This window comes from Thauera sp. (assembly GCF_047601425.1).
GTDB lineage: Bacteria > Pseudomonadota > Gammaproteobacteria > Burkholderiales > Rhodocyclaceae > Thauera.
This window is the reverse complement of the sequence record NZ_JASGJL010000001.1, coordinates 2,239,858-2,262,899: the sequence shown is the minus strand read 5'-3', so window position 1 is coordinate 2,262,899 and position 23,042 is coordinate 2,239,858. Positions and strand designations below refer to the sequence as shown.

Here is a 23,042-nt window from a genome sequence, read left to right as displayed (position 1 = left end):
TGGCTGCACTCCTGCGCGGCTGCCCCGTCATGCATTCATCTGTGGTTATTCGAGGTTCGCGAACGCCCCTTCCTCGCGCAGCCCCTCGCGCTTGGGCGACAGGAAGATGCCGTCCCTGATCTGCGTGGCGTTGCGCAGCTTGGCGCGGTAGGCCTGCTGGAAGGACAGGGCGTTGAAGGCGAAGGCCGGGTTCTGGCGGCTGAAGCGCTGGGCCAGGGTGATGGCCTCTTGCTGCGCCTCCCGGTCGCCCGCCATCGTGGCGGCCACCCACATGTTCAGGAGCTCCGAGCGCCGGGCCTGCAGCCTGGCCTCCCGTCCCTTCACCGCGGCGCGGCCCTCGTACATCTCGGCCATCCGTGACGGCTGGAAGCCCATGGCCGTACCCACGATCTCCGCCGGCGTCAGATCGATGCCCAGATCGTCGCCACGCCACGAGCGCACGCCTTCATCGCTGAAGCGGTAGGCCTTGAGCGGGGCGCTGATGAACTTCGGCATCATCGATTCCACGCCGCGGGCGAACTTGCCTTCCTCGAAGGCCTGCATCGCCGTGCCCATCTGCCCGGCGTAGCCCGCCACCGGCCCGAGCAGCGTCAGCATCCAGGCCTCGACCAGGTCGCGGCCCTCGGCTTCCTTGTTCGGCGCCCGCAGCCACAGATCGCCCAGTCCCACGCGAGAGGCCATATCGACGTTGAGCAGCATGCGCATCGGACCGTGGGCGATGGCCTCGCCCGCCTTCACGTCAAACACGTCGGCCAGCATCTTCCGGTACTCGGTTTCCCACTCCCACGGATCGTCCTCGTCGCCCATGCCCAGCGCCAGCAGGGACAGCAGCGGAGTGATACCGAAGACGCCCAGCGGCAGCCCCAGCGTGCCGGCGGCGGTGAAGTGCATCGCCGCCACCCCGAGCAGCATGCGCCGCGCCTCGCGCTTCACCTGCGGACTCTCGCCCTTGAGCGCCTGGTAGGCGTTGCGCCACAGCAGGTAGGTCATCTGCTGGCTGTACTGCTTGAACATCGTGATGACGCGGGTGAAGTTGCCCTGCATGAAGCGGGCGCGGTTCGATGCCGAGTAATCGAAGTGCGTGCGGATCAGGGCATTGCGCGCCGCCTCGACTGCATCGGCATGGGCCTGCCCCTTGTCGCGGGCCAGCCGGTAGGTCGCCAGGGCCGATACCTGGCGGTTGAAGACTTCGGGAACATGGAAGGTCCAGCCGACGATCTTCATCGCCCGGTTGATCGCGAAGGCGCGCTTGCTCACCGTGCTGTCGGTGTTGGCCGTGCCGGCCAGGTCCTGCGCCTGGGTCAGGTTGATGAGCCCCATGTTCTCCAGCTCGCGGATCGCCTTCTGCTCGTCGGCCGAGAGATTCGGGTTGCCTTGCATGACGAAACCCGACCACTTCTCCCACTTGCCGCCGAAGTAGTCCTTGCTCGCCTTCGTCATCGCCGCGCTGGCCTTGCCGAAGCCGTAGCGGGCACCCAGCCAGGGCAGGGTAACGAACGGCGTCTGCGTCAGGTTCACCAGGCCGCTGGCGATCGAGCCGCCCAGCGACATCACGAAGCCCACCTGGCCGGCCGCGGCAGCGACCGGATGCGTGTTCGGGTTCAGCAGCAGATCGAGCCGGCGCGTCAGTTCATTGACCACCTGCTGCTGCTCGGTTGTGTCGCCGCCCGCGTCGCGGATGTCCTTCTGCATCTCGTCGATCAGCAGCGAGAGCTCGTGCGCGTGCTGGATCTTGGCGATGTGGTGGCCGGCGTGCTGCATGCTGGCGGCGAAGGCGCGCATCGCATCCGAACTGAAGCCCGGCACGCCCTTGCGGTGGCGGAAGTGGCGGCGGTAGCTCGCATCCGGCAGCGTGCCGATGGCCAACTGATTCAGGTTGTCCATGAGGTTGGCTTTCTCGGCCGCGGGCAGGTCCAGGGCGTTGATTCGCTCCAGCACGTCGCCGACGAACTGTCCGGCCGCACCGTCGCGCGTGGCGGAGTACTGCGCCTTGTGGGTGGCCTTCACCGTCCAGCCGGTGGCGCGCAGTTGGCGCATGCGCATCTCGCGCCTGGCGCTGGATTCGAATGTCTCGACCATGCGCTCCTTGCCCTTGTCGGCGATCAGCACCAGGTCGCCGAAGCGGGCCAGCGGGAAGTACGGCCCGTCCTTCAGGTAGTTGTCGAACTCGAGGCGAATCTGCGCCGCCACCCGGGCGCCGTTCGTGCCGGCCATCTCGGCACGGTTCGCCAGGCCGTCGCGGATCGAGCTCAGCGTGTCGCGGTAGGTGTCGCGTACCTCGCGATAGATGTCCTTCGCGGTGTTGGGCAGGCTGTCCCACAGCCGCATCATCTCGGCCTGCTCGGCATTGAACTCGCCACCCTGCCGCTGGGCATCCGGATCGAACTGCGCCAGCGTGGCGCGGTGCATCAGGTCGGACATGCGATCGGAGACTTCCGATGGCAACTGCCGCCACTGCTCGATCAGGTTGTCCGCGCGTTCGGCGGTGCGCTGGCGCACGGTGTCCATCTGCCGCACGACATCATCGAAGCGCTTCACGCCCGGCATCGCATCGCCCCAGATGTCGGTGATCTGGTCGCGGGTCAGCGCCCCCATCGCCCAGCCGCGGTTCGAGCGCAGGGCATGGGCGATCCATTCGCCCACGGTGAGCCGTTGCGGGGGTAGCGCGTCGCCGGTGGTGTAGGGCGATGCCTCCTCGCGCATGGCGATGGAGCGCAGGCCGCTGTCCATGAAGTCGCGCGCGGCCTCGACGCCGGATTCCGACAGCGCCAGCCCGTCGGCCTGCACCACGTCCTTGAAGATGCCCTCGCGCATCAGGAAGTCGAAATGCGCTGCGTGGCCGTTCTCGGGCAGCACCAGGAAGCGGCTTCCGCCGCTGCCGGTTTCTCGCGCGGCACGGCGGACCACCGCTTTCAGGCGTGCGATCCCGACCTTGCTGCGATCCTTCAGCAGCGCCGCCGGCAGGTCGACCAGCAATTGCACACGCAGACGCCGATCGGTGGTGATGATGGTGGCGTGGCCGTTCGGGACCTGCAGGATCTTCCCCATCATCGCCACGTCCTTCGGGCGCGACAGCTTCACGCCGAGCAGTTCGTGCTCGAGCTCGGGGCGGCTCTTGAAGTCGATGCCTGCCAGCTCCGGCGCCTTCACGACCTCCATCTCATCCATGCGGTGGATGACTGCGTACTCGTTGTGGTCGATGACGACGTGGCCGCGGAAGGCGCCGGGATGGGCGCGGGCGATGGACTCGGTAATGCGAAGGTCGGCTCCGGATGGGGTGGCGTGGCCGCTCGGGTGGTTGTGCAGGATGTAGAAGCCATCGGCGTCGAAGCGCGCCATGTTCTCGCGCAGGCTGTCATCGAACACATCGAGCGGCGGCAGTGCCACGGCGGCGGGCATGCGCGACGTTACCCCGGTCTCGCCAACGATGCGGCCGTCCTTCACGAAGAAGGTGCGGAAGGTCTCGAAGCGGGGATCGCGATACACCTGTGCCAGGCTGGCCAGATCGGCCGGGCCGTCGATGCGCAGGCCGGTCAGCTGGTTGGCGCGTCCGGCGGTGAATCCTTCGTAGAGCGCGGAGCCGAGTACGGTGGGCTGGCTTCCGTCAGGACCACGGCGCCGGGCAGCACTTGCACCGATGATCCGTCGCTGAAGGTCTGCGAGTGCAGATCGTCCGGTGCTGCGCTGGGCGTCGGTGGTGTCGGGGCGGGTGTCGATGTGGGGGTAAGGGTCGGGCGTGGCATTCGAGGCCTCCTGTCGCGGGCTGGCCGCTTCCGGCGCGGTAGTGGTGTCGATGAGTCGGGCATTCGTGCCAGCGCGCCAGAGGGCGCCTTCGGCATCCGGGCGATGGGAGTACTGGCCGAAGAGCGAGCCGTCCGGGCGCAGGACCTGGAAGCGAGGTGCGGGCGCCTGTGCAGCCGCCGGTGCAGTTGCCGGGCTTTCAGCAGGCAGGGCCGCGGACAGCTTGCCGCGGATGAAATCGTCCAGCTCTTGCCAGGTCTTTCCCGCGTGGCGCTTCGCGATCACGTTCGGGGCGCCGGCCTTCGTTGCCCAGCCGGCGCGGGCGGCGATCTGCTGGCGCTGTTCCGCAGGCATCGCATTCCAGCGCGCGGCCGGCGAGGTGTGGACCGTCTGATTCGCTGCCGCTGGCTGCGGATTGGCCTGCATCGCCTGCGTCAGCCGGTTCTGCAGCTCGCCGCTCAACTGCCGCCAGGGTCGGGCCGGCACGTTGCCGCGCTGCACCGGGTTCAGGCCGGCGAGGTTTGCCACCGCCTGGCGTTCGGCCGGGGCCATCGTGGCCCACAACTCGCCGGCGGCTGTGGTGCTCAGTTCTGCCGGCGTCTGCTGCGTGCTTGAGGCGGCCGCGGTCAGGGTGTCACCGCTGCCGGATGCTGTTGCGCGGCGCGTCAGTTCGGCCTGTGCGGCTTCCTTCCAGCCGGCTTGCCCGTTGCTTGCCAGGTACTGCAGTTGGTCGGCGGTGCGCCCGGATACGTCGGGCAGGGTGCTTTGCGCCTGCGTGTCGGTCGTTTCCACCGCCGGCTGCGGCGCGGTAGCCGTCCAGTTCGATCCGGTGTCCGGGGCTTGCGGCTGGAAACGTGCGACGGCGGCGCGCTGCTCAGAGGTCAGGGATTCGGCCGGTGCGATCCCGAAGCCCGTGCCGTCGGCGTTCGGCACCACCATCACCGCGCTGCCGTCCTCGCTCATCCATCCGGCCAGGCGCTGGGCGTTCTCCAGCGGAATGGGGGACTGCTGTTGCGTGAAGGCCGCGAACTCGCCGAAGTTGGGCAAGGGCTGGACGTCGGTATCGCCGCCTTCGCTGTCGGTCTCGATGGTGGTGGCCTGAGACATCGGACCCGTTGCCACCGGTGCTTCGGTCGGGAGCGCTGCGCCGCTATCCACGGCCAGGGCTGCCGCGGCTGACATCGGGCCAGTGTTCGGATCGAGGCCCATCAGCTCGGACGGAAGCGGGGCGGGGGTGTCGGGAGTGGGCGCCTGCGGAGTGTCCATCGTATGGACACCATCGATGATGGCCTGGCCCGCGCCATCCGGGGCAACAGCCGGCGCAGTGTTCGCCTGCATATCCTGCTGTGCTGCCTGTCCGCCGGTGGGCGCGCGTGCCGCCTCGACGTCGAAGATGCCCCCATCGGGCTGGGCAGTGCGTGTGTGCCGGGTCGGCCCCACGGCCGCACCCCCCAGACCGAGGATGCCTTCGGCCGCGGCATTCAGCGCCACGTCTTCCAGCAGGCGCTGATCGGGCAGTGCGCGACGGATACCGACGTTCGAGGCCAACTGCTCGACCGCGCCCTGGGTGGCTTCGTCCGCCACGCCGATGGCGGCATTCGCGAGGCGGCCACGGGCCGGCGCCACGCGTGCCGCCATGCCTTCCAGACCGTACTTGCCGCCGACGGCGCCGATCGCACCCGCGGCCAGAATCTCGGGCGTGTTTCGGCTGAAGCTGCTGCCGATCTGCGCCTTCGCGTCGGCCTCGCTCATTGTCTGCCGCAGGCGGGCATATTCGGGGCTCGATGCCTGCAGCTCGGTATCGGGCGTGCCGTCGATCTTCTCGTGGATGTTGCCGCGCACTTCACCTGCCGACAGGCCGCCGGCCAGGCCCATCGCCGTGCCGGTGCGTACGGCGGCATTTGCTCCCTGCAGCGCCTTGCCGACGGCGCCGAACGGGCCGAGGTTGCCGGCCACTTCCGCGGCGGTGCCGATCGGGTCTTCGGTGATGGCGTGCTTGAGGTAGATGCCGGCCTTGTCCAGCTCGCCGTCGGCTTCTGCGAGCTTGCGGGACAGGTCGGCGCGCTGCTGCTGCTTCCAGTCGGATTGCGACTGATGCCCGGACTCGATGAATCCCTCGATGGCCTTGGACGGAGCGGAACCAGGCGCGACCAGATCGACGCCGGCTTTCGCCAGCCCGGCGGCCGCGTTGGCGGTGTCGATCATGAAGTCGTTCGCGTAGGCGAAGGCGTTGCGCTTCGGCTCGGGCGGGGCGAGGTCGGCGAACAGCGAATCGGCGCTGCTGCTGCTCGTCCCGCTGGTGCCGCTCGAGGCCTGCCGGGCCGGTGCCAGATCGGAGAACAACCCATCCGCCGCATCCTGGCCGCCGCTCGGTGGCGGCGCGGTGCGTTCAGCCCGGCCGGGGGCCAGATCGGAAAAGAGGTCGTCGGCGTTCATCACTTCAGATCCCCGAACGACATCCCAAACTCACCGAGGCGGGCCATCACCGCATCGCGGTCGTAGCCCGCCTCGATCGCCCGGCGCGCGGACTGGAGGGCGGCGTCGCGGCTCACGCCTTGTGGCAAGCCCCTGGGGGCGGTGCGCGGCTGAACGACTGTCGCGGTGCCGTCGCGGTTCAGCACCATCGGTACGCGGCGGGTGCCGGCCATGGCGTTACCGGGGTCAAGCGCTTCCTCGTTGTAGATGACCTTCTGCTCGGTGTCGCTCTCCGGCTTCAGGATGCCGGCGGCGATCGCCTGGGCGCGCGCTCGGCTGATCGCGGTCTGATCGGTGGAGTCTGCCGTGTCGAGTAGTCCCTGCCGCGCTTGGCGAACGAATGCGGCATCCGTCATTTTTCCGCTGTGTTCGGTCAGGTCCATGCCGAGGCGTTGTTGATCGAAGCCCACGCGTTGCGCGTCGAGCCCGAGGCGCTGGCGGGCCAGGTCGGCATCGGTTGTCATGCGCTGCTGATTCAGCGCGTTCTGCTGCTGCCCGGCGATCAACTGCGCCGCCACTTGCCGGCCGCTGCGGCTGGGGCCGGTGAGCAGGCTGCGGGTGGTCTCGTCCTGCGACGCCTGGCGCGACAGTGCGCCGCCGGCATTGAAGTTGGCTCCATCGCGGATCGCCGTCATCTCGCCGCGAATCGTGTTCGCCCTGGCCATGCGTTCGTTGGCGAGGTTCAGGTCGAACACCTTGCGTGTAGTTCTGCGGCAGCGCATTGCTGCCGTCGCCTGAAAATTCCATCACGCCATTGGCGCCGCGTTGGGCGGTGATGCCTGTGCCGCGAACCTGCTGCTCGGCGTTGTAGAGATCCTGCGCCTGGCTGTTCGCGCGTTGCAAGCCGCCGGGCGCCTCCCGCTGCCACGCTTGCCGATAGGCGTCGCCGGCATCGTTGCGTTGCTGCTGGCTCAGATGGCCGAACGAATTTCCCGCGATTCCCTGTGCTGGCCCGGCTGATGCCGCGCCGGTGGCACCGAAGGTGCGTTCTTGTGTCCCTTGTGCCAAGGGGGGCGATACGGTCCTGGCGAATTTGGCTACCCCCATCTCCCGGCCGGGTTCGGCAAGATCCTGGCCTTGAACTCTGAGCCCCATGCCGGGGGATTGAAGTTCGCCGAATCGCCGCGTCACTGCCTCGGGAATCGCAGGTTCAATGGAGCGTGCGAACCGCGGCAACTGTGGCTCTCTGGACGTCACCTGGCCGTAGGTCACGCCCGTCCAGCTCGATCGTTCCTCCTTTGGCGGAACCGTTCTGCGGAAATTACTAGGCGGCGGGGCGCTGAGCTGAGTTTGGGGCAGGACCATTCTGTGGGAATTGCCGGGCGGGGGAGCGGTGAGCTGGGGTGTTACGTCCGGGGCGGCGCTGTACGAGCTGCCCATCCGTTGCACCCCGGGCGCGCCGGGCACCGACCGCGGCTTCGTTGAACTGGCCGCCTCGTTGCGTGGCTTGTCATCCATGGGTTCTTCGTAGTCGCCTAGCATGTAATTCTCCTTGTCGTGGTCAGGCGTGGGATTTGTTCAGCTCTGCACGCGCGGCCAGGATTTCCCGGCGCAGGCTGCAGTCATGGGCGGGCGGCTCTTGGGCAGCGATCTTGCGCAAGTCCGCGATGCGAGCGGCTTCCTGATCGGCGGCTTGCCTGTGCAGAACGCTCGGCTTTGGGGCCGGCGCCTGTTCCAGCTCTGCCGGCTTCAGCTCGATGACTCGGCGCCCAGCGATCCATTCGATGCGCTTCTCAAGCAGATCAAGCGAGCGGGCATAGACGCGCACCTCCCCATGGCCTTCCAGCGTGGCCGTGAGGCGATGCGTGCCGTCGAGTTTCTGATCCGAGATGAAGTTGATGTGGCAGTCCTGGGCACTGCTCCATAGGTCGGGGCGCAGCTCGAGGGCGATGCGCCAGTCCATGATCGCGATGCCAGAAGCGGCAATGCTCTGTGCGGCGTAGATTTGGGACTTCATGCGCGCGGCTCCTGTTTGGCATGCAGGCTGGCGACGAATCGAATTGCATCCTCATACTCGAAGAGCCGGGTAATGATTTCGGCGATGAGCCGGGCGGCGAACAGGCGAACCTCGCCGGTGAGCAGGGCTTTTTTGTCGAGGCGTCTCAGCTCAGCGAGAAAATGGAGATCCTCGTAGCGGATGCCCTCGCTTTCTGCGTGGCGGACGAGCTCCATCAGGTGGAGCTCATCGATGCTGGATTCCGTGCGTACCCCGCTGCGTACCGGGTTGCGTACCTCGTCCGCCGGATCGCCGGCCGGCACCGGGCCGTTCTCCTTCTGGTCGTGTTCGGCGATCAGCAGGGCCAGTTCATCGTCGGGGAGCAGGGCCATGGCCGCTTCAGCAGTGCGGTACAGCGCGACGGCTTGCGTGCGCAGTGCCTCGACCATTTCCCAGCCGGCGGGGCGTTTGTCGGTGATCGCCTCCAGGATGCGATCGAGCAGGGCGTTGGTTTCCTCGCTGGGATTGCACTCGGTTGCGACCATCAGGCGGGTGAGCAGGGCGGCTTTGTCGCCGATCCAGACCGGGGGCGGGGTTTCGTTGCAGGTGTGGTGAGTCATGGTCAATTCCTTGTGATTCGATGGATTCAAAAATCGGGCTTGTGGTGGGCTTCATCGGCGCCTACGGCCCGGCAGGCATGTTCCCGGCGATCTTTGCGTTCATGCCTCGAACCCTCTGCGCCTGGTCGGCGGGTTCTGGGCGCTTCCGCTCTCGCGCGGAGACACACCGTCGTAGTCGGTGAAGCGCATCAGCGCGCCGTCGATCTCGAGCAGACAGTCACCGGTCGGGCCGTTGCGGTTCTTGCGCAGCAGCAGATCGACCTTGCCTCGCCATTCAGGGGCGTCGCGGTACTGGCTTTCGCGGTGGAGCATCAGCACGATGTCCGCGTCTTGCTCGATCTCGCCCGAGTCCCGCAGGTCGGCCAGCGTCGGGCGCTTGTCCGGGCGGCTCTCGCTGGCGCGGTTGATCTGGGCCAGGGCGATCACCGGCACGCGCAGTTCCTTCGCCAGCGCCTTCAGGCCGCGCGAGATGCTGCCGACCTCCTGCGTGCGGTTGTCGCCGGTGCCGCGCATCAGCTGCAGGTAGTCGATGACGATCAGCCCCAGCCCTTCGGCGCGCTGGATGCGGCGGGCCTTCGCGCGGACGTAGGGCACGGTCACGGCCGGGCGGTCATCGATGAACATCGGCCAGCCTGCCGAGGCGGTGATGGCGTCGGACATCTGGTCCCAGTCGTCGCGGTTGCTGGTGCCGGCGCGCATTGCCTGCACGCTCACATGGCTGCGTGCAGCCAGGATGCGGGCCGCGATCTCGCGGCGGGTCATCTCCAGCGTGCAGAACAGCGTCGGCGCTCCGGCGGCCGCGGCGTGGGCGGCGATGTTGCAGGCGGCGATCGTCTTGCCGGCGCCAGGGCGCGCCGCCACGATCACGAGTTGCCCGGGTTCGAAACCGCCGGTCAGTTCGTCCAGGCGGCGGAAGCCCGTCGCCATGCCGGCGATCTGCCCGCCACGGCCCTGGCGGTCTTCCACGTCCTGCAGCACCTCGAGCATTGCGTGGTGGAGGCGCACCGGATCGCTCTCGCTGCGGTCGATCAGCTTCAGCATCCGGGCTTCGAGTTCGGCGGCGATCTCGGCCGGGTCGCGGCTGTCGCCGGCTGCGCATGCGCTCTGCAGGTCGGTGGCCAGTTGCTGCAGGCCGCGCAGTGTCGAGCGCTGGCGGATGATCTCGGCGTAGCGCCGCGCGTTCGCCGGCGACAGGCTGGCATTGGCGAGCTCGGCGAGGTGGGCCAGCCCACCGGTGCGCTCGGCTTCTCCGGTGGCGGTGAGCGCATCGGCGACGGTCACCACATCCACCGGCTTGCCGGCATCGTGCTGCGCCTTGGCGGCGGCGAAGATCCGGCGGTGATCGCCGCGGTAGAAGTCGGCCGGCCGGACAGCGCCTTCGATGCGGTCGAGCACCGCGGAGCCGTGCATCAGGATCGCACCGAGCAGGCCTTGTTCGGCTTCGAGCGAATGCGGGGGCATGGGCGGGGGCGGCATCATCGGGGCGTTCATGCCGTGGCCTCCCGGTGGGTGCGCCTGTTCGCCTCGGCGGCGCGGCGGGCAAGTTCGCCTTCCGTCGTCAGGGTCAGGGTGCCGTCACCACCAGCGCGCCAGAGCTTGTACCAGTTGTTCCGCACTGCGTTGCGGAAGGTCTGCGGCCAATCGGCATACTGCTTCGCATTGCCCCGGTAGCGGTTTGCGAACTCGATCCAGGCAAGGTGCAACCACTCATCGGGAATGCCGGCGCCTTCTGCCCATCCGAAAATCGGATCGTCTTCAGCGATGAGCTTTTCCCCGGCGGCCTTCTTGCGTTCGGCGAACGTGTCGAAGGTGATGGGCTGCCTCTTCGACTTCGAAGCCGCAGGCGGGGGAGTGTGTTCACTTACCTTGGTCTGTTCACTGCTCTGTTCTTTGCGTGTAGCCGAATAGGCTACGGGTGGAGTAGCCGAACGGGCTACGGGCAAGCGTGTAGCCGATTCGGCAACCGTAGCCGGAGGGGCAGCCGTAGCCGGAGGGGCTACGGTAGTTAATTCGGAAACAGTAGCCGATTCGGTAACCGTTTCATCGCCCAAAAACTCGGGGGCGGTGATGGTGTAGCGGGTGGCTTTCGAATGTCCGCCCTTACCCTCTTTCGATATCCATCCGAGCCGTTCGAGCGCAGAGGTCGCACTGGAAATATTGCTGAGATGCATACCGCAGCGCGCCGCGATTTCACCTCGCGACGGCCACACCGCGTCCGTGTTCTTTCTCCTGAACGAGAGCAGCACACCAAGCACCCGGATCTGCTCCAGGGTCAGGCGCTTGTCACGCCACACCTCGATCGGGACGATGCTGAACACGCTGTTCATGAGCGGGTTCCGAATGGCCGCCCGGACGCACCGCGCCTGTCTTCGGTGGCATCCCGATAGTCGGCCATGATCTGCAGCATGGACTCGTCGTCGAAGTCGTGCAGAAAGGCCCAGCAACGGCCGTTCCTGCCCCACACGACGGCTGGCGCTTCGAGCTGGATCGAGAGGTGGTAAGGGCCGCGGATGTGCCAGTAGCTGACAGGCTCGTGGAATTGCTTCCGCAGTTCCGGCATGGCCGGGTAAGCACCGCCGACACGATCGAAGTCACGGTCTCCGTGGATCTGTGCGTTCGAGCGGCGGCGCGGGCCGTTGTAGGGCGTGCGGTTCATCATGCTGCACACCTCCTGCCCTTCCGGTACAGGGCCGCGGCAGCGCGTGTCGGGCCGTCCTGCAGGTCGAGCAGGTATTCGGCCACGGTGCGTCCGTTCTCGATCACCTCGCGGCTGATGATTGCCCAGCCGTCGTCACGCAGAAAGCGGACGTACGCAGCCAGGCGCCACGACGGTTTGAAACCGGACTGCCGAATGGGGCCGGCGACCAGTGCCAGCAGAGCCGACTCCCGAATGCTGTTCGGCTTCGGGAATACCGGGGCGTGGATGATGGTGGGGGCTGCGCCTTTGCGTTGAGCACCAGGGGCGGTAGAATCGACGTGCTCGTTCTGCTTTGCTTTGCCGACTTCGCCCGCCTGCCCGCGGGCGTTGTCATTTTCGGGGGGCGTCATGCTTACACCCCCTTGGCCATCTGCAGCAGCTTGGCCCTGGCGCGGCGCTCGCGGGCCTTGGCGCTCTCCAGCTCGCGATATTCCGGCGCCGTGGCGACCATCATTGCCGCCCACTGCGGGGAGTTCTTTTCGAGGTACTCCCCGGGGTTGGTTTGGTGGCGGAACTCCCGATAGGCGTCACGCAATGCCTCTTTGCAGCGCGCAGTGTGTTCAGCCGCTTCGGCGTACTTCACGGCCTGAATGGCCAGGTCTTTGAGGGAATGGCTCATCGCTTCCCCCTTACGCAGCAGACTGCTGAGCGGTCAGGCTCGCGAGGTATTCACGGATCGCGCCGACCTGCCAGCGGGTCGAACGCGGTCCGGTCTTGATGGGTTTGGGGAGATCTCCGGCCTTCGCTTTGCGCCAGATGGTATTGCGATGGCACCCAAGTACGACGGCGAATGTTTCGTCGTCGACCATTGCAGAACTGGGCAGGCTATCGAAGCTGAATACGGAAGGTTTGGTGATGGTTTGCATGTGTCGCTCCTGGGCTGCTCCTCGCTGCGCAGCGAGGCAATGGGCGACACGTTATTTTCCGTAGCAATCTGTGTCAGACACACTTTTTCAAAAAAGCGTTAAGTCTGAAGAGGTTCAAACGGGGGGCGCCCTCTTCTTCGTGGCACGAGTTCGGAGAGCCCAAGGGTCGCATGACATGATGCATAGGTTCCATTTGCCCCCTGTTGCTCAAGACTGAGAAGGTGGTCTTTATGCCGGCTGTAAACTCGTCGAATTTCTCGTGGGCCGTATGAAAAACCATGCTCCGCGGCTATCTGTTGAACAGTAGAAACGTATTCGTCATCGTTGAAAACTCCGCCTCGGCTTCGGTACAGGCCGAGCATCTGCAAGATAGTCCCCTCGTTTTTCGAAAGGCTCGCATCAATCTTTCTTGCAGGGCGCCCTCTCTGGATTTTTCCGAACAGATCGCCTATTTGGCCTACCTCTCCGCGCTCAAGTTGAGCTTCTCCAGTAATCAACGCATCGGCTATCCAGTCAGGCATCACAGCTTGAAACCAGGCACACCACACAAGAGCTTCGAAAAGGGCTGTTTTGTCGCCTTGCTCGAAGCGGATGCGCCTATCCTCCAGCTCCCTCAATGCCAGTAATTCTTCTTTTTCTGCCAAGGTTTTTTCTGCAAGCTGTTCTTTAAAGGCTGACGTGACCATCACATTCCGTAGTCCAGTCGATATCTTCATGTTGTTTGTCATCCTCCCGTCGGAGTAGGCGCGGCAAAACCGACTGCGTTATCCATTCACCACGCTGGGGAACTGGATGATCCTCGCGCCCTCCTGCAGCGCATCCAGGTAGTCCGCCCACGCCTGCATCATCGCCCTGCGTTCGGCCATGAACTGCGCGTGATGACTGTATGCAGCGAAGACCTGCTTGCGCTCGCGGTGGGCAAGCTGCTTGTCGATGACGTCGGGCCGGTAGCCCAGCTCCAGCAGCGCGCCGGTTGCGGTGGCGCGGAAGCCGGCGCCGGTCACTTCCTGCGCCTGGTATCCCATGGCGCGCAATGCGCTGTTGATGGTGCCGTCGCTGATCGGGCGGCCCTGGCCGTTGCGGTTGGGGAAGAGCAGGTCGCGGCCGCCGGAGTGGTCGTGCAGCTCGCGCAGAATCTCCACCGCCTGGCGGGATAGCGGCACGATGTGTTCCTCGCGCATCTTCATGCCAGTGAGTCCGCGGCTGCGGTCGCGTTCGGCCGGCACGGTCCATACGCCGGCCTCGATGTCGAATTCGGGCCATTGGGCGCAGCGCAGCTCCCCCGGCCGGACGAAGGTCAGCACCAGCAGGCGGATGGCCAGCTTGATCGGCTGGGAGATGCGCACGGCGTCCAGGCGGATGAAAAACTCGCGCAGATCGGCCGCGCGAAGGGCAGGGCGCCGCTGCTCCGTGTGCGTCTTGACCGCCTTGTGCAGGCCTTCGGCGGGGTTGCTCTTGGCGAGGCCGTTGGCGATGGCGTAGATGTAGATTTCGCCGATGCGGGCGCGAACGCGCTTGAGCATGTCGGTGGCGCCCTTGGCTTCGACCTTGCGCAGCAGCTCCAGGATCTCGACCGGCTGCACGGCGGTGATGGGCTTGTCGCCAATGTGCGGGAAGACGTGCAGTTCGAGCGCCCGAATGGCTGCGTTCGCGGTGCCTTCCGTGCGGTCAGCCTGCCAGCCCTTCCACCAAGCCCGGGCGACCGCCTCGAACGAATTCTCCGCGGCGACCTTGGCGGCGCGCTTCGCTTCCTTCTTGGCCGCGCTCGGATCGATGCCGGCGGCCAGTTGCTCGCGTGCGGCCGCCAGCGCCTTGCGCGCCGCTTTCAGGCCGACGTCAGGGTATTTGCCCAGCGCCAGCGTCTTGCGCTTGCCTGCGAAGCGGTAGTCGTAGCGCCAAAGTTTCGAGCCGGCGGGCTGTACGAGCAGGTACATCCCATCGGCGTCGGGCAGTTTGAAGGGCTTTCCCTGTGGCTTTGCCTGCTTGATGGCGGTGTCGGTCAGCGGCATGGCAATCTCCTGCTGACGGTATTTTTTGTGACGGTATCGCCGTTCGGCTGCCGATACCGTCTGAAATACCGTCGTTTTGACGGTATTGGTATGGTGCCGTATGGTGCAAACAGGCGCAACAAAAAACCCGCGGGGCCAGTGGCTGCGCGGGTTTCTGGTGCTTCCGGGTGCTGCTTGGTGCTTTGAAGTGGTCCCGTCACCAGGAATCGAACCTGGATCTGGCGCTTAGGAGGCGCCCGTTCTATCCATTGAACTATGACGAGCTGACGAACCGCGCATTCTAACCGTTCATCGGCGGCTCACCAAGTGAATCGGACTTTCTGCGCAGCGGTGGTAGCAGGAAGTCTTGTGGACGGCGCAGGAGACGTTGCACCAGCATCCGGCCCAGGCTGCGGCCCTGGGCGAAGCTGATGCGGCGGGCGCGCATGGCGACGGTCAGGGTCAGCGTGAAACTGACGACCAGGTTGACCAGGCCGATCAGCAGCACGCCGGACAGCGCCAGCATTGCCATTTGCCAGGACAGCGCGAAGTCGAGCGCTGCCGAGGCGTAACCCAGGTAGGCCGAGGAAAAGGCGATGTGGCGGATGTCGAGCGGCAGCCCGAACAGCACACCCAGCGCGGTCGTGCCGCCCAGCAGGAAGCCGAAGAAGAAGTTGCCGGCGAGGGCGCCCAGATTGTTCTCGATGTAGCCGGCGATCCGCTGCATCCGGGCCTCGCCGAGCAAGTGCCGCGGCCATCGCAACTGCAGCAGGCGCTCAGGTATGCGGTAGTAGGCGCAGAGATTGTCGTAGTAGCCCGCGATCAGGCCTGACAGGAACAGACACACGCCTGCGACGGCGGCAAAGAACAGCGCGCCGCTGCGCGGGTCGATTTCTGCAAGCAGATGATGTGCCTTGTCCGGATCGATGAAATGCGCACCCGTTGCATAGTGGATGGCTGTGCCGACCAAGATCGCCATCGGAATGGCGGTGCCGAGGTTGCCGAGGATCGCGGCAAGCTGGCTGCGAACCGTGCGTGCGATCAGGTCTGCAAGGGCCTCGAGGTCGCGCGTGCTGCCGCGCGCTTCACCGATCGAGGCGGCGATGGCGTTGGCGGTCATCGCGGGCTGCTTGGTGGCCACTGTGCCGCCAAGGATGTGGATCAGGGCGAAGCCGAGCCCGTAGTTCAGGCAGAAGGCCAGGGCGGCGTTCAGTGGTGCCAGGCCTTGCGCGCCCAGCACGACTTTCATTCCCGCCATCAAGGCGATGATGACGCCGCCGAGCATGGCCGAACGAAGAATGCCGAAGTATTCGCTGCGCGTGCTGGTGATGTATTTTTCGCCGGTCTTGCTGGCGCTTTCGGTCATGCGCAGCGACAGAATCTCGACGTTCTGGCTCCAGTAGTCGGTCAGGTTGTTCTTGCGGCATTCTGCCCACACCAGGGTCTTGAACAGGCGTACCGCACGTGGTGCGACGTCGGCCAGCATGCGGCGCTTGCGCAGCTCGTTCAGCATCGACACCAGTTCGTCGATGCGGCCGAGGTGCTGGCGCAGGCGCTCGAGCTTGAAGGTCAGTGTCAGGCTGGTGCCGAGCTTGGTTGCCCGCTTGCGCACCCGCTGCAGCACCTCGTCGCATTGGCCCAGCATCACGGTCAGGTGCAGATCGTCGGTGACGAGCGCGCCGGGGGTGGTCCACCATTCGCTGTAATGATCGATATAAACGAGCAGTTCTGCGTTCTGCGCGAGGAAGGGCGATTCGTATTCTTCCAGGTTCGGGTCGATGCGGACCAGTTCCGGGTCCAGGCCAATGGCCGATACATGGTAGGACAGCACCCGGAGTGACTCGAGAATCTCGCCTACCGCCGGTGGCAGCGGACCCGCATCCTCTTCGGCCATCGGCGGTTCGTCGCCGATCAGTGCTGCGATCAGCTCCAGCCAGATTTCGTCGTCGATGCCATTGACCCAGATTTCGTCGTCGCTGCGGTGGAATACGACCGACAGCAGATCCTTGAGGTAGCTGGTGTCGAGTACTTCGGGCAACAGGCGGTGCGAGATGCGGTTTGCCGTCTCGGTGAAGAAGCCGGTCGAGGGAAGCAGGCCGGAGGAAACGTAGAGCGAGACCTGCTTGCGTTCGGCAAACAGCCGCATGAGCGCGGTGCGTACCGGGGCGAGCAGTTCCGGCTGTCGTCCAAGGCAGTGCGTCAGTGTGCGCAGGTTTTGGCTAGCCTCGTCGATCTGCGCTGCACGGCGCGGGCGCAGCCGGTCAACCAGTGCGACCCACAGGGCAACCTGGTCCTCATCGGTGTTGGCGAAACGTTGAAGAATATCTTCCATCAAAAGCTTCCTGCGTGGCGGTCCGGCCTTGTCCAGCATGGCTGAACAGCGTTGCATTATCGGGGAAAGCGCCCGAGTCGCGAGCGGACGGCTAGAATTCGGGATTGTTTTTTGCTGGCCGCGCTCCGGCCGATTTCATGCCATGCCTCTGTTGTCCATAGAAAACGCCTGCCTTGCCTTCGGCCATGTCGATCTGCTCGACAAGGTTTCCTTCCAGCTCGACGCGGGCGAACGTGTGGCGCTGATCGGCCGTAACGGTTCGGGCAAATCCAGCCTGCTGAGGGCCGTGGCCGGGCAGGCCGCGCTCGACGACGGCAGCGTGTGGCGCGAAACGGGCCTCGTGACGGCCTATGTGCCGCAGGAAGCCGACTTCGATCTCGAGCGTGACGTGTTTTCGACCGTGGCTGACGGTTTGGGCAATGCGGCGCGTCTGCTGGTCGACTACCATGCCGCGATGCTGGCAGTGGCCGAGCAGGCAACACCCGAAGCTCTGGCGCGCCTCGATGTGCTCCAGCACGAGGTCGAAGCAGCCGACGGCTGGCGTCTCAACCAGCGTGTCGAGCACATGCTCGCCCGGCTCGGACTGGATGCGGGCGCCAAAGTTTCCAGCCTGTCGGGCGGCGGGGTCAAGCGCGTGTCGCTGGCGCGTGCGCTGGTGGCCGAGCCGGATCTGCTGCTGCTCGACGAGCCGACCAACCATCTCGATCTCGACGGTATCCTCTGGCTCGAGGGACTGATTCGCGAGTTCCGCGGCGCGGTCATCGTCATCACCCACGACCGCGTTTTCCTCGACAACATCGCGACCCGCATCATCGAACTCGATCGCGGCCGCCTGGCGAGCTATCCGGGCCGCTTTGCCGACTACCAGCGGCGCAAGGCCGAAGAACTGGAGGCCGAGGAAAAGGCTGCGGCGCGTTTCGACAAGTTCCTGGCGCAGGAGGAGGTCTGGATTCGCAAGGGCGTGGAGGCGAGGCGTACCCGTAACGAGGGCCGGGTGCGCCGCCTCGAAGCCCTGCGCCGCGAGCGTGCCGCTCGCCGCGACCGGCTCGGCAACGTCAGTCTGGCGGTGGACCGTGGTGATAAGAGCGGCCAGATGGTGGCCGAGCTGGAACATGTTTCGAAGCGCTATGGCGATCGGGTGATCGTGCGCGATTTTTCCACCCGCATCATGCGTGGCGACCGCATTGGCTTCATCGGCCCCAACGGCGCGGGCAAGACGACCCTGCTCAAGCTGATCCTCGGCGAGATCGAAGCAGACGACGGAAGGGTGCGGCGCGGTACCCGCCAGACCGTGGCCTATTTCGACCAGTTGCGGGCCCAGCTCGATCCCGAGCTGCCGCTGACCGAAGTCATCAGCCCGGGTTCCGACTTCGTCGAGATCGGCGGCGAAAAGAAGCACGTCATCGGCTACCTCGGCGACTTCCTGTTCGCGCCGCAGCGTGCGCGCTCCCCGGTCAAATCGCTGTCCGGCGGTGAGCGCAACCGTCTGCTGCTGGCACGGCTGTTCGCCCGCCCGGCCAACGTCATGGTGCTGGACGAGCCGACCAACGATCTCGACATCGAGACGCTGGATCTGCTCGAGGACCTGCTGGCCGGCTACGACGGCACGCTCTTTCTCGTCAGCCACGACCGCGCCTTCCTCGACAACGTCGTCACTCAGGTGATCGCTGCGGAAGGCGACGGCCGCTGGGGCGAATATGCCGGCGGTTATGCCGACTGGCAGCGGGTGCAGGCGGCGCGGGAGGAGGAGCAGGCCCGGCGCGGTAGTGCGCAGCGGGCAGCGCTTGCCACTGCCGAAAAGCAGCGGGCTGCCGAAGCCAGGCCGGAGAGCGGGGCAGTCAAGCGCCCGGCGAAGATGTCCTTCAACGACAAGCGCGAACTGGAGGCGCTGCCGGACCGGATCGCAGCGCTGGAGGAAGAGCAGGCTGCCCTGCATGCGCGCATGGCCGATCCCGCGCTTTACCAGCAGGCGCCGCAGGAAGTGGCACAGATCAAGTCTCGTCTCGAAGCACTCGAAACGGAGATTGAGGCAGCCATGCTGCGCTGGGAAGAACTGGAGTCGCGCGCTGCGTCCTGACGGTAGTGTGGCTGGCTTACCGTTCAGGGAGTCAGCAGGCGGTTGACGGCTTCATCCGGAGCGCCGAGGCGCTGGAGCAGGGTTTCGCGCGGAATCCGCAGCAAAGCGCCGAGTTCAGCCAGATCATCCGGCAGGCCGGGATCATCCCAGCCGCGGGTGAGATGCCTGGTGAGGCGTGCGGCCAGACTGACTGTTCTGACTCGAGGATCGTTTTGCTGGCTGTCGTCGAGCAACTGCGTGAACAGGGGCGGAAGGCGCCATGCACGGATCAGGGCAAGCTGGAGCTCATTGGCAGTGATGCCGAATACCTGCCGCTGCGCATCCGCGGAACGCAGGCTGCGATCGGCGGCTTGCAGCGCATAGACTTGTTCGGTCAGGGTCGGCGCATGTATCCAGCAGACGATTTCGGTTGCTTCGTGCAGGGATGCGGCGACGGTGATTTCCTGCACGTCGAGGTCATGCCGCATGATTGCGAACTCTCGTGCCAGCCCTGCGATGCGGCGGGCGCGGGCAATGACCCGAAGAACACCGACCAGCGCACGTGGCCTCGCCTTCAGCGTATCCTCAACCATCGGCAAGGTGCCGAACAGGCGGAAGAATGGCTCTATGCCGATCATCATCACCGCGCGTTCGATCGTGGTGATATCGTGGTTCTGGGACTGTCGGCGATGGGTTTCCAGGTGCGTGAGCAGGCGCAGCGTCATCAGCGGGTCGGCCAGCACGATGGCAGCAAGCCGGCGGCCGCCTGCATGTTCCGGCTCGCTGTGCAGTATCTCAAGTTCGCAGGCCGTGCGGCGCAGCACCGGCAGGGGTTGCCGGGTGAAATACGCCACGTAGGCGTCTACCGAGGACAAGGGAGAGTTCAAGGCGCTCATGGGCATGCGTGGAAGCTCGATGTCGGTACAGACTATCGGCCGATGTCTGCTGGGGTGGCCTTTCTATGAGGCTATAATTATGGCGAATTGCACGGAGATGGTCTGTGACATTCCACCGGCAGGAGAAGCCCGAGTGAAGCTCTTCAGTGTTTTTGTGATCAACCAGCAGATGGGCCGCGAGCCCATTGCCGGGAAGAGGACTGCCCGCCAGTGATCGTGGACGACAAGCTCCCCCGGATTCTAGTGGTGGACGACTCGCGCATGGTGCGGGCGTCCATCATGAAGAACATCCGGGGCCGCTTCGAGGCACGGGAAGAGGTCGATGGCGAAGCAGGCTGGGAGGCGCTGCTGGTCAACCCCGCGATCGATCTAGTGCTGACCGACATCGGCATGCCGCGCCTTGATGGTTTCGGCCTGCTCGAGCGCATTCGGGCGTCCAGGGTGGCACGGGTGCGCGACCTGCCGGTCGTGATCATTTCGGGCGATGAGGATGAACACGCGCGTGAACGCGCGCTTGCGCTCGGCGCGAACGGTTTCATCGCCAAGGGCGTGGGCAGCGTGGAGCTGCTGGCGACGCTCGATTCGCTGGTGCGCCTGTCGCGGACGCAGACCGAGCTCGAGCGCAGCCGCGAAGCGCTCGCGAGCAACAGCCCGAAGGATCCGGAAAGCGGCCTGGTCAGCCGGGCCTATCTCGAACACCACGGCGAGCAGGTGCTGGCGGAAGCGCGGCGACGGCAGACTGGCATCGCCGTGATGCTGATCGAACTCGATGATTACGAAAACCTGCTCGGTCGCCATGGTCCGCATGTCGTGCAGCTGATCGTCCGCAAGCTGACCAAGATGGTCACGACGCGGATCCGCACCGAAGACAGCGTATCGCAGCATTCCGCCGCACAGTTCGCCGTGTTGTCCCCCGGCATCGACGTGGTGTCGAGCTGTGCTTTTGCGCTGCGCCTGCGAAGCAGCTTCGAGAAGCTGGTACTTGCCTATCGCGAAGAGCACATCCGTGTGACGGTGACGATCGGCGTGGCCAACTCCGCGGTCGATGGGCATGGCAAGGTCAGCGAACTGCTGGAAGCTTCCCAGGAGCGCGTGCAGCAGGGGCGCGATTCAGGCGGCAATTGCGTGTTCGCAGACCATGGCAAGGTCGAATCCGAATGGGTGGAGCGCCAGGCCAGACGGGTGTGCAGCGTCGATGCTGCGTTGCGCCAATTGCGTGCCGGCGCGATCGGTGATGTCGAGGCACGTCTGCCCGACATCATTGGTGCGCTTATGCCGCTATTCGAATTGTTAGAATCTCGACTTCACTGCGGGTTGCCGATCGAGCAGCTCGAACGATACCAATATGGATCGGAGTCCGGCAGTGGCAGGATGGATGGCACTCAAACCACCATCTGAGTCGTAAATCGCCGCCTGTGGCGAAGGCGCTTTCCCGGCGCGTCAACATGGGCGGCTTGTCATCCGCCAATGAGGGAATGAGAGGGAGAGGAAGTAATGACGGATTACCAGCAATTTCACCGCCGCTCGATCGAGGATCGTGATGGGTTCTGGGCCGAGCAGGCCCAGCTCATCCACTGGAACAAGCCGGCCGAGCAGATCTGCGACTTTTCGAAGCCGCCGTTCGTCAAGTGGTTCAAGGGCGGCGAGACCAATCTTTGCTACAACGCGGTGGACCGCCACGCCGCCGCGCGGCCGAACGACCGCGCGCTGGTCTACATCTCCACCGAGACCAACGAGGAAAAGGTCTACACCTTTGCCGAGCTGCAGCGCGAAGTCGAGCGCATGGCGGCCATCTACAAGGAACTCGGCGTCAAGCGCGGTGATCGGGTGCTGATCTATATGCCGATGATCGCCGAGGCTGCCGTCGCCATGCTGGCTTGCGCGCGTATCGGTGCCATCCATTCGGTGGTGTTCGGCGGCTTCGCCTCCGGCTCGCTCGCCACCCGCATCGACGATGCCAAGCCGGTGCTGATGGTCAGCTCGGATGCCGGCATGCGCAACGGCAAGCCGGTACCCTACAAGCACCTCGTCGACGAGGCTTGCAAGCTCGCCGAGTTCCCGCCGGCCAAGGTGCTGATCGTCGATCGTGGGCTGGACAAGGGCTTCCCGCGCGTCGAAGGCCGTGACGTCGATTACGCTGAACTGCGCGCAAAGCACATGGACGACAGCGTGCCGGTCGAGTGGATGGAGTCCTCCGAGCCGAGCTACATCCTCTACACCTCAGGCACCACCGGCAAACCGAAGGGCGTGCAGCGTGACACCGGCGGCTACACGGTGGCGCTGGCAGCATCGATGAAGCACATCTTCACCGGCGAGGCCGGTGAGACCATGTTCTCGACCTCCGACATCGGCTGGGTCGTCGGCCATAGCTACATCGTCTATGGACCGCTGGTCGCCGGTATGGCCACGATCATGTATGAGGGTACGCCGCTGCGCCCGGACGCCGGCATCTGGTGGCAGATCGTCGAGAAGTACAAGGTCAGCGTGATGTTCTCGGCGCCGACCGCGGTGCGCGTGCTGAAGAAGCAGGATCCGGCCTTCCTCAAGAAGTACGACCTGTCCTCGCTCAAGCACCTGTTCCTAGCCGGGGAGCCGCTGGATGAGACCTCGCACCAGTGGATCATGGAAGAACTGGGCATTCCGGTCATCGACAACTACTGGCAGACCGAGACCGGCTGGCCGATGCTGGCGATTTGCCGTGGCGTCGAGCAAAGCCCGATCAAGCTCGGCTCGCCCGCCTTCCCGGTGTATGGCTACGACCTGCGCATCTTCCGTGAGGACGGCACCGAATGCGGCCCCAACGAGAAGGGCATCGTAGGCATCATGCCGCCGCTGCCGCCGGGCTGCCTGTCCACCGTGTGGGGCCAGGACGATCGCTTCGTCAGCACTTACTTCAGCCTGTTCACCGACCCGGTGGTGTATTCCTCGTCCGACTGGGGCATCAAGGACGAGAAGGGCTACCACACCATCCTCGGCCGCATGGACGACGTCATCAACGTCGCTGGCCATCGCCTCGGCACGCGCGAGATCGAGGAGGCGGTACAGGCACATCCGGCGATTGCCGAAGTCGCCGTGGTCGGGGTCGCGGACGAAGTCAAGGGCCAGATGCCGATGGCCTTTGCGGTGGTGAAGAATGCCGCTGATGTCGATACGCCCGAAAAGCGTGCCGCACTGGAGAAGGCTGTGATGAAGAAGGTCGACGAAAGCCTGGGCGCCATTGCGCGTCCGGCCCGTGTCCACTTCATCGGCGGCCTGCCCAAGACGCGTTCGGGCAAGATGCTGCGCCGCTCGATCCAGGCGCTGGCCGAAGGCCGTGATGCAGGTGATCTGACCACGATTGACGATCCGAGCACGCTGGATCAGATCAAGGCGGCGCTGAAGTCCTAAAAGTATGCTTGGCGGGTTTCGGCCCGCCTTGCTCACGGCAAGTTTGA

18 protein-coding genes and 1 tRNA gene are annotated in these 23,042 nt (G+C 65.3%); 4 read left to right on the top strand and 15 right to left on the bottom strand.

Features of this window, described 5'->3' with window-relative positions; translation table 11 throughout:
* Positions 1 to 45: 45 nt before the first annotated feature.
* Together QM748_RS11040 and QM748_RS11035 are read right to left on the bottom strand one after the other, a co-directional pair.
* Complete coding sequence (locus tag QM748_RS11040) at positions 46 to 6,177, bottom strand: PLxRFG domain-containing protein (protein ID WP_415247020.1); 6,132 nt, start codon at positions 6,175 to 6,177, stop codon at positions 46 to 48.
* Positions 6,177 to 6,911 (bottom strand): hypothetical protein, encoded by a 735-nt coding sequence (locus QM748_RS11035; protein WP_415247019.1) that lies wholly within the window; start codon positions 6,909 to 6,911, stop codon positions 6,177 to 6,179. Before QM748_RS11035 ends, QM748_RS11040 begins: the two co-directional genes overlap by 1 nt.
* Before the next feature lie 70 nt (positions 6,912 to 6,981).
* Here QM748_RS11035 and QM748_RS11030 point away from each other — a divergent pair, with 70 nt between their 5' ends.
* Complete coding sequence (locus tag QM748_RS11030) at positions 6,982 to 7,176, top strand: hypothetical protein (protein WP_415247018.1); 195 nt, start codon at positions 6,982 to 6,984, stop codon at positions 7,174 to 7,176.
* 541 nt (positions 7,177 to 7,717) lie between these two features.
* On the opposite strand, the gene QM748_RS11025 is transcribed toward QM748_RS11030, so the two are convergent.
* The 12 genes from QM748_RS11025 to QM748_RS10970 form a co-directional block, all read right to left on the bottom strand.
* Positions 7,718 to 8,173 (bottom strand): hypothetical protein, encoded by a 456-nt coding sequence (locus QM748_RS11025; RefSeq protein ID WP_415247017.1) that lies wholly within the window; start codon positions 8,171 to 8,173, stop codon positions 7,718 to 7,720.
* A complete protein-coding gene (locus QM748_RS11020; RefSeq protein ID WP_415247016.1) occupies positions 8,170 to 8,772 on the bottom strand; it encodes a hypothetical protein in 603 nt (200 codons plus the stop codon). Before QM748_RS11020 ends, QM748_RS11025 begins: the two co-directional genes overlap by 4 nt.
* A 99-nt stretch (positions 8,773 to 8,871) precedes the next feature.
* Positions 8,872 to 10,263, bottom strand: coding sequence for a replicative DNA helicase (dnaB, locus tag QM748_RS11015; protein ID WP_415247015.1), 1,392 nt, complete (start codon positions 10,261 to 10,263; stop codon positions 8,872 to 8,874).
* The gene (locus QM748_RS11010) at positions 10,260 to 11,099 is read right to left on the bottom strand and encodes a helix-turn-helix domain-containing protein (protein ID WP_415247014.1); all 840 of its coding nucleotides are present in this window, start codon (positions 11,097 to 11,099) and stop codon (positions 10,260 to 10,262) included. The genes dnaB and QM748_RS11010 overlap by 4 nt, the downstream gene beginning before the upstream one ends.
* Positions 11,096 to 11,431 carry a hypothetical protein gene (locus QM748_RS11005; RefSeq protein ID WP_415247013.1) on the bottom strand — a complete coding sequence of 112 codons (336 nt, stop codon included), beginning with the start codon at positions 11,429 to 11,431 and terminating at the stop codon, positions 11,096 to 11,098. The genes QM748_RS11010 and QM748_RS11005 overlap by 4 nt, the downstream gene beginning before the upstream one ends.
* On the bottom strand, positions 11,428 to 11,820 hold the full coding sequence (locus QM748_RS11000) for a hypothetical protein (protein WP_415247012.1): 393 nt from the start codon (positions 11,818 to 11,820) through the stop codon (positions 11,428 to 11,430). Before QM748_RS11000 ends, QM748_RS11005 begins: the two co-directional genes overlap by 4 nt.
* Positions 11,821 to 11,822: 2 nt before the next feature.
* Positions 11,823 to 12,089, bottom strand: coding sequence for a hypothetical protein (locus QM748_RS10995; RefSeq protein WP_415247011.1), 267 nt, complete (start codon positions 12,087 to 12,089; stop codon positions 11,823 to 11,825).
* Between the two features lie 10 nt (positions 12,090 to 12,099).
* A complete protein-coding gene (locus QM748_RS10990) occupies positions 12,100 to 12,336 on the bottom strand; it encodes a helix-turn-helix transcriptional regulator (RefSeq protein WP_415247010.1) in 237 nt (78 codons plus the stop codon).
* A 98-nt stretch (positions 12,337 to 12,434) separates the two neighbouring features.
* Complete coding sequence (locus tag QM748_RS10985) at positions 12,435 to 13,052, bottom strand: hypothetical protein (RefSeq protein ID WP_415247009.1); 618 nt, start codon at positions 13,050 to 13,052, stop codon at positions 12,435 to 12,437.
* Between the two features lie 48 nt (positions 13,053 to 13,100).
* Positions 13,101 to 14,345 (bottom strand): tyrosine-type recombinase/integrase, encoded by a 1,245-nt coding sequence (locus QM748_RS10980; protein WP_415247008.1) that lies wholly within the window; start codon positions 14,343 to 14,345, stop codon positions 13,101 to 13,103.
* Between the two features lie 188 nt (positions 14,346 to 14,533).
* Positions 14,534 to 14,608: transfer RNA gene (locus tag QM748_RS10975), tRNA-Arg, on the bottom strand.
* A gap of 17 nt (positions 14,609 to 14,625) precedes the next feature.
* Positions 14,626 to 16,656, bottom strand: coding sequence for a site-specific recombinase (locus QM748_RS10970; protein WP_415247007.1), 2,031 nt, complete (start codon positions 16,654 to 16,656; stop codon positions 14,626 to 14,628).
* A gap of 142 nt (positions 16,657 to 16,798) precedes the next feature.
* On the opposite strand from QM748_RS10970, the gene QM748_RS10965 reads away from it, so the two are divergent.
* Positions 16,799 to 18,733, top strand: coding sequence for an ATP-binding cassette domain-containing protein (locus QM748_RS10965; RefSeq protein ID WP_415247006.1), 1,935 nt, complete (start codon positions 16,799 to 16,801; stop codon positions 18,731 to 18,733).
* A gap of 23 nt (positions 18,734 to 18,756) precedes the next feature.
* On the opposite strand, the gene QM748_RS10960 is transcribed toward QM748_RS10965, so the two are convergent.
* Positions 18,757 to 19,608: an HDOD domain-containing protein gene (locus tag QM748_RS10960; protein ID WP_415247005.1), complete on the bottom strand. Its 852-nt coding sequence runs from the start codon at positions 19,606 to 19,608 to the stop codon at positions 18,757 to 18,759.
* Positions 19,609 to 19,818: 210 nt separating this feature from the next.
* Between QM748_RS10960 and QM748_RS10955 the strand changes: the two genes are divergently transcribed.
* On the top strand, positions 19,819 to 21,006 hold the full coding sequence (locus QM748_RS10955) for a response regulator (RefSeq protein WP_415247004.1): 1,188 nt from the start codon (positions 19,819 to 19,821) through the stop codon (positions 21,004 to 21,006).
* A 96-nt stretch (positions 21,007 to 21,102) separates the two neighbouring features.
* Positions 21,103 to 22,995 carry a propionate--CoA ligase gene (locus tag QM748_RS10950; protein ID WP_415247003.1) on the top strand — a complete coding sequence of 631 codons (1,893 nt, stop codon included), beginning with the start codon at positions 21,103 to 21,105 and terminating at the stop codon, positions 22,993 to 22,995.
* Positions 22,996 to 23,042 lie beyond the last annotated feature (47 nt).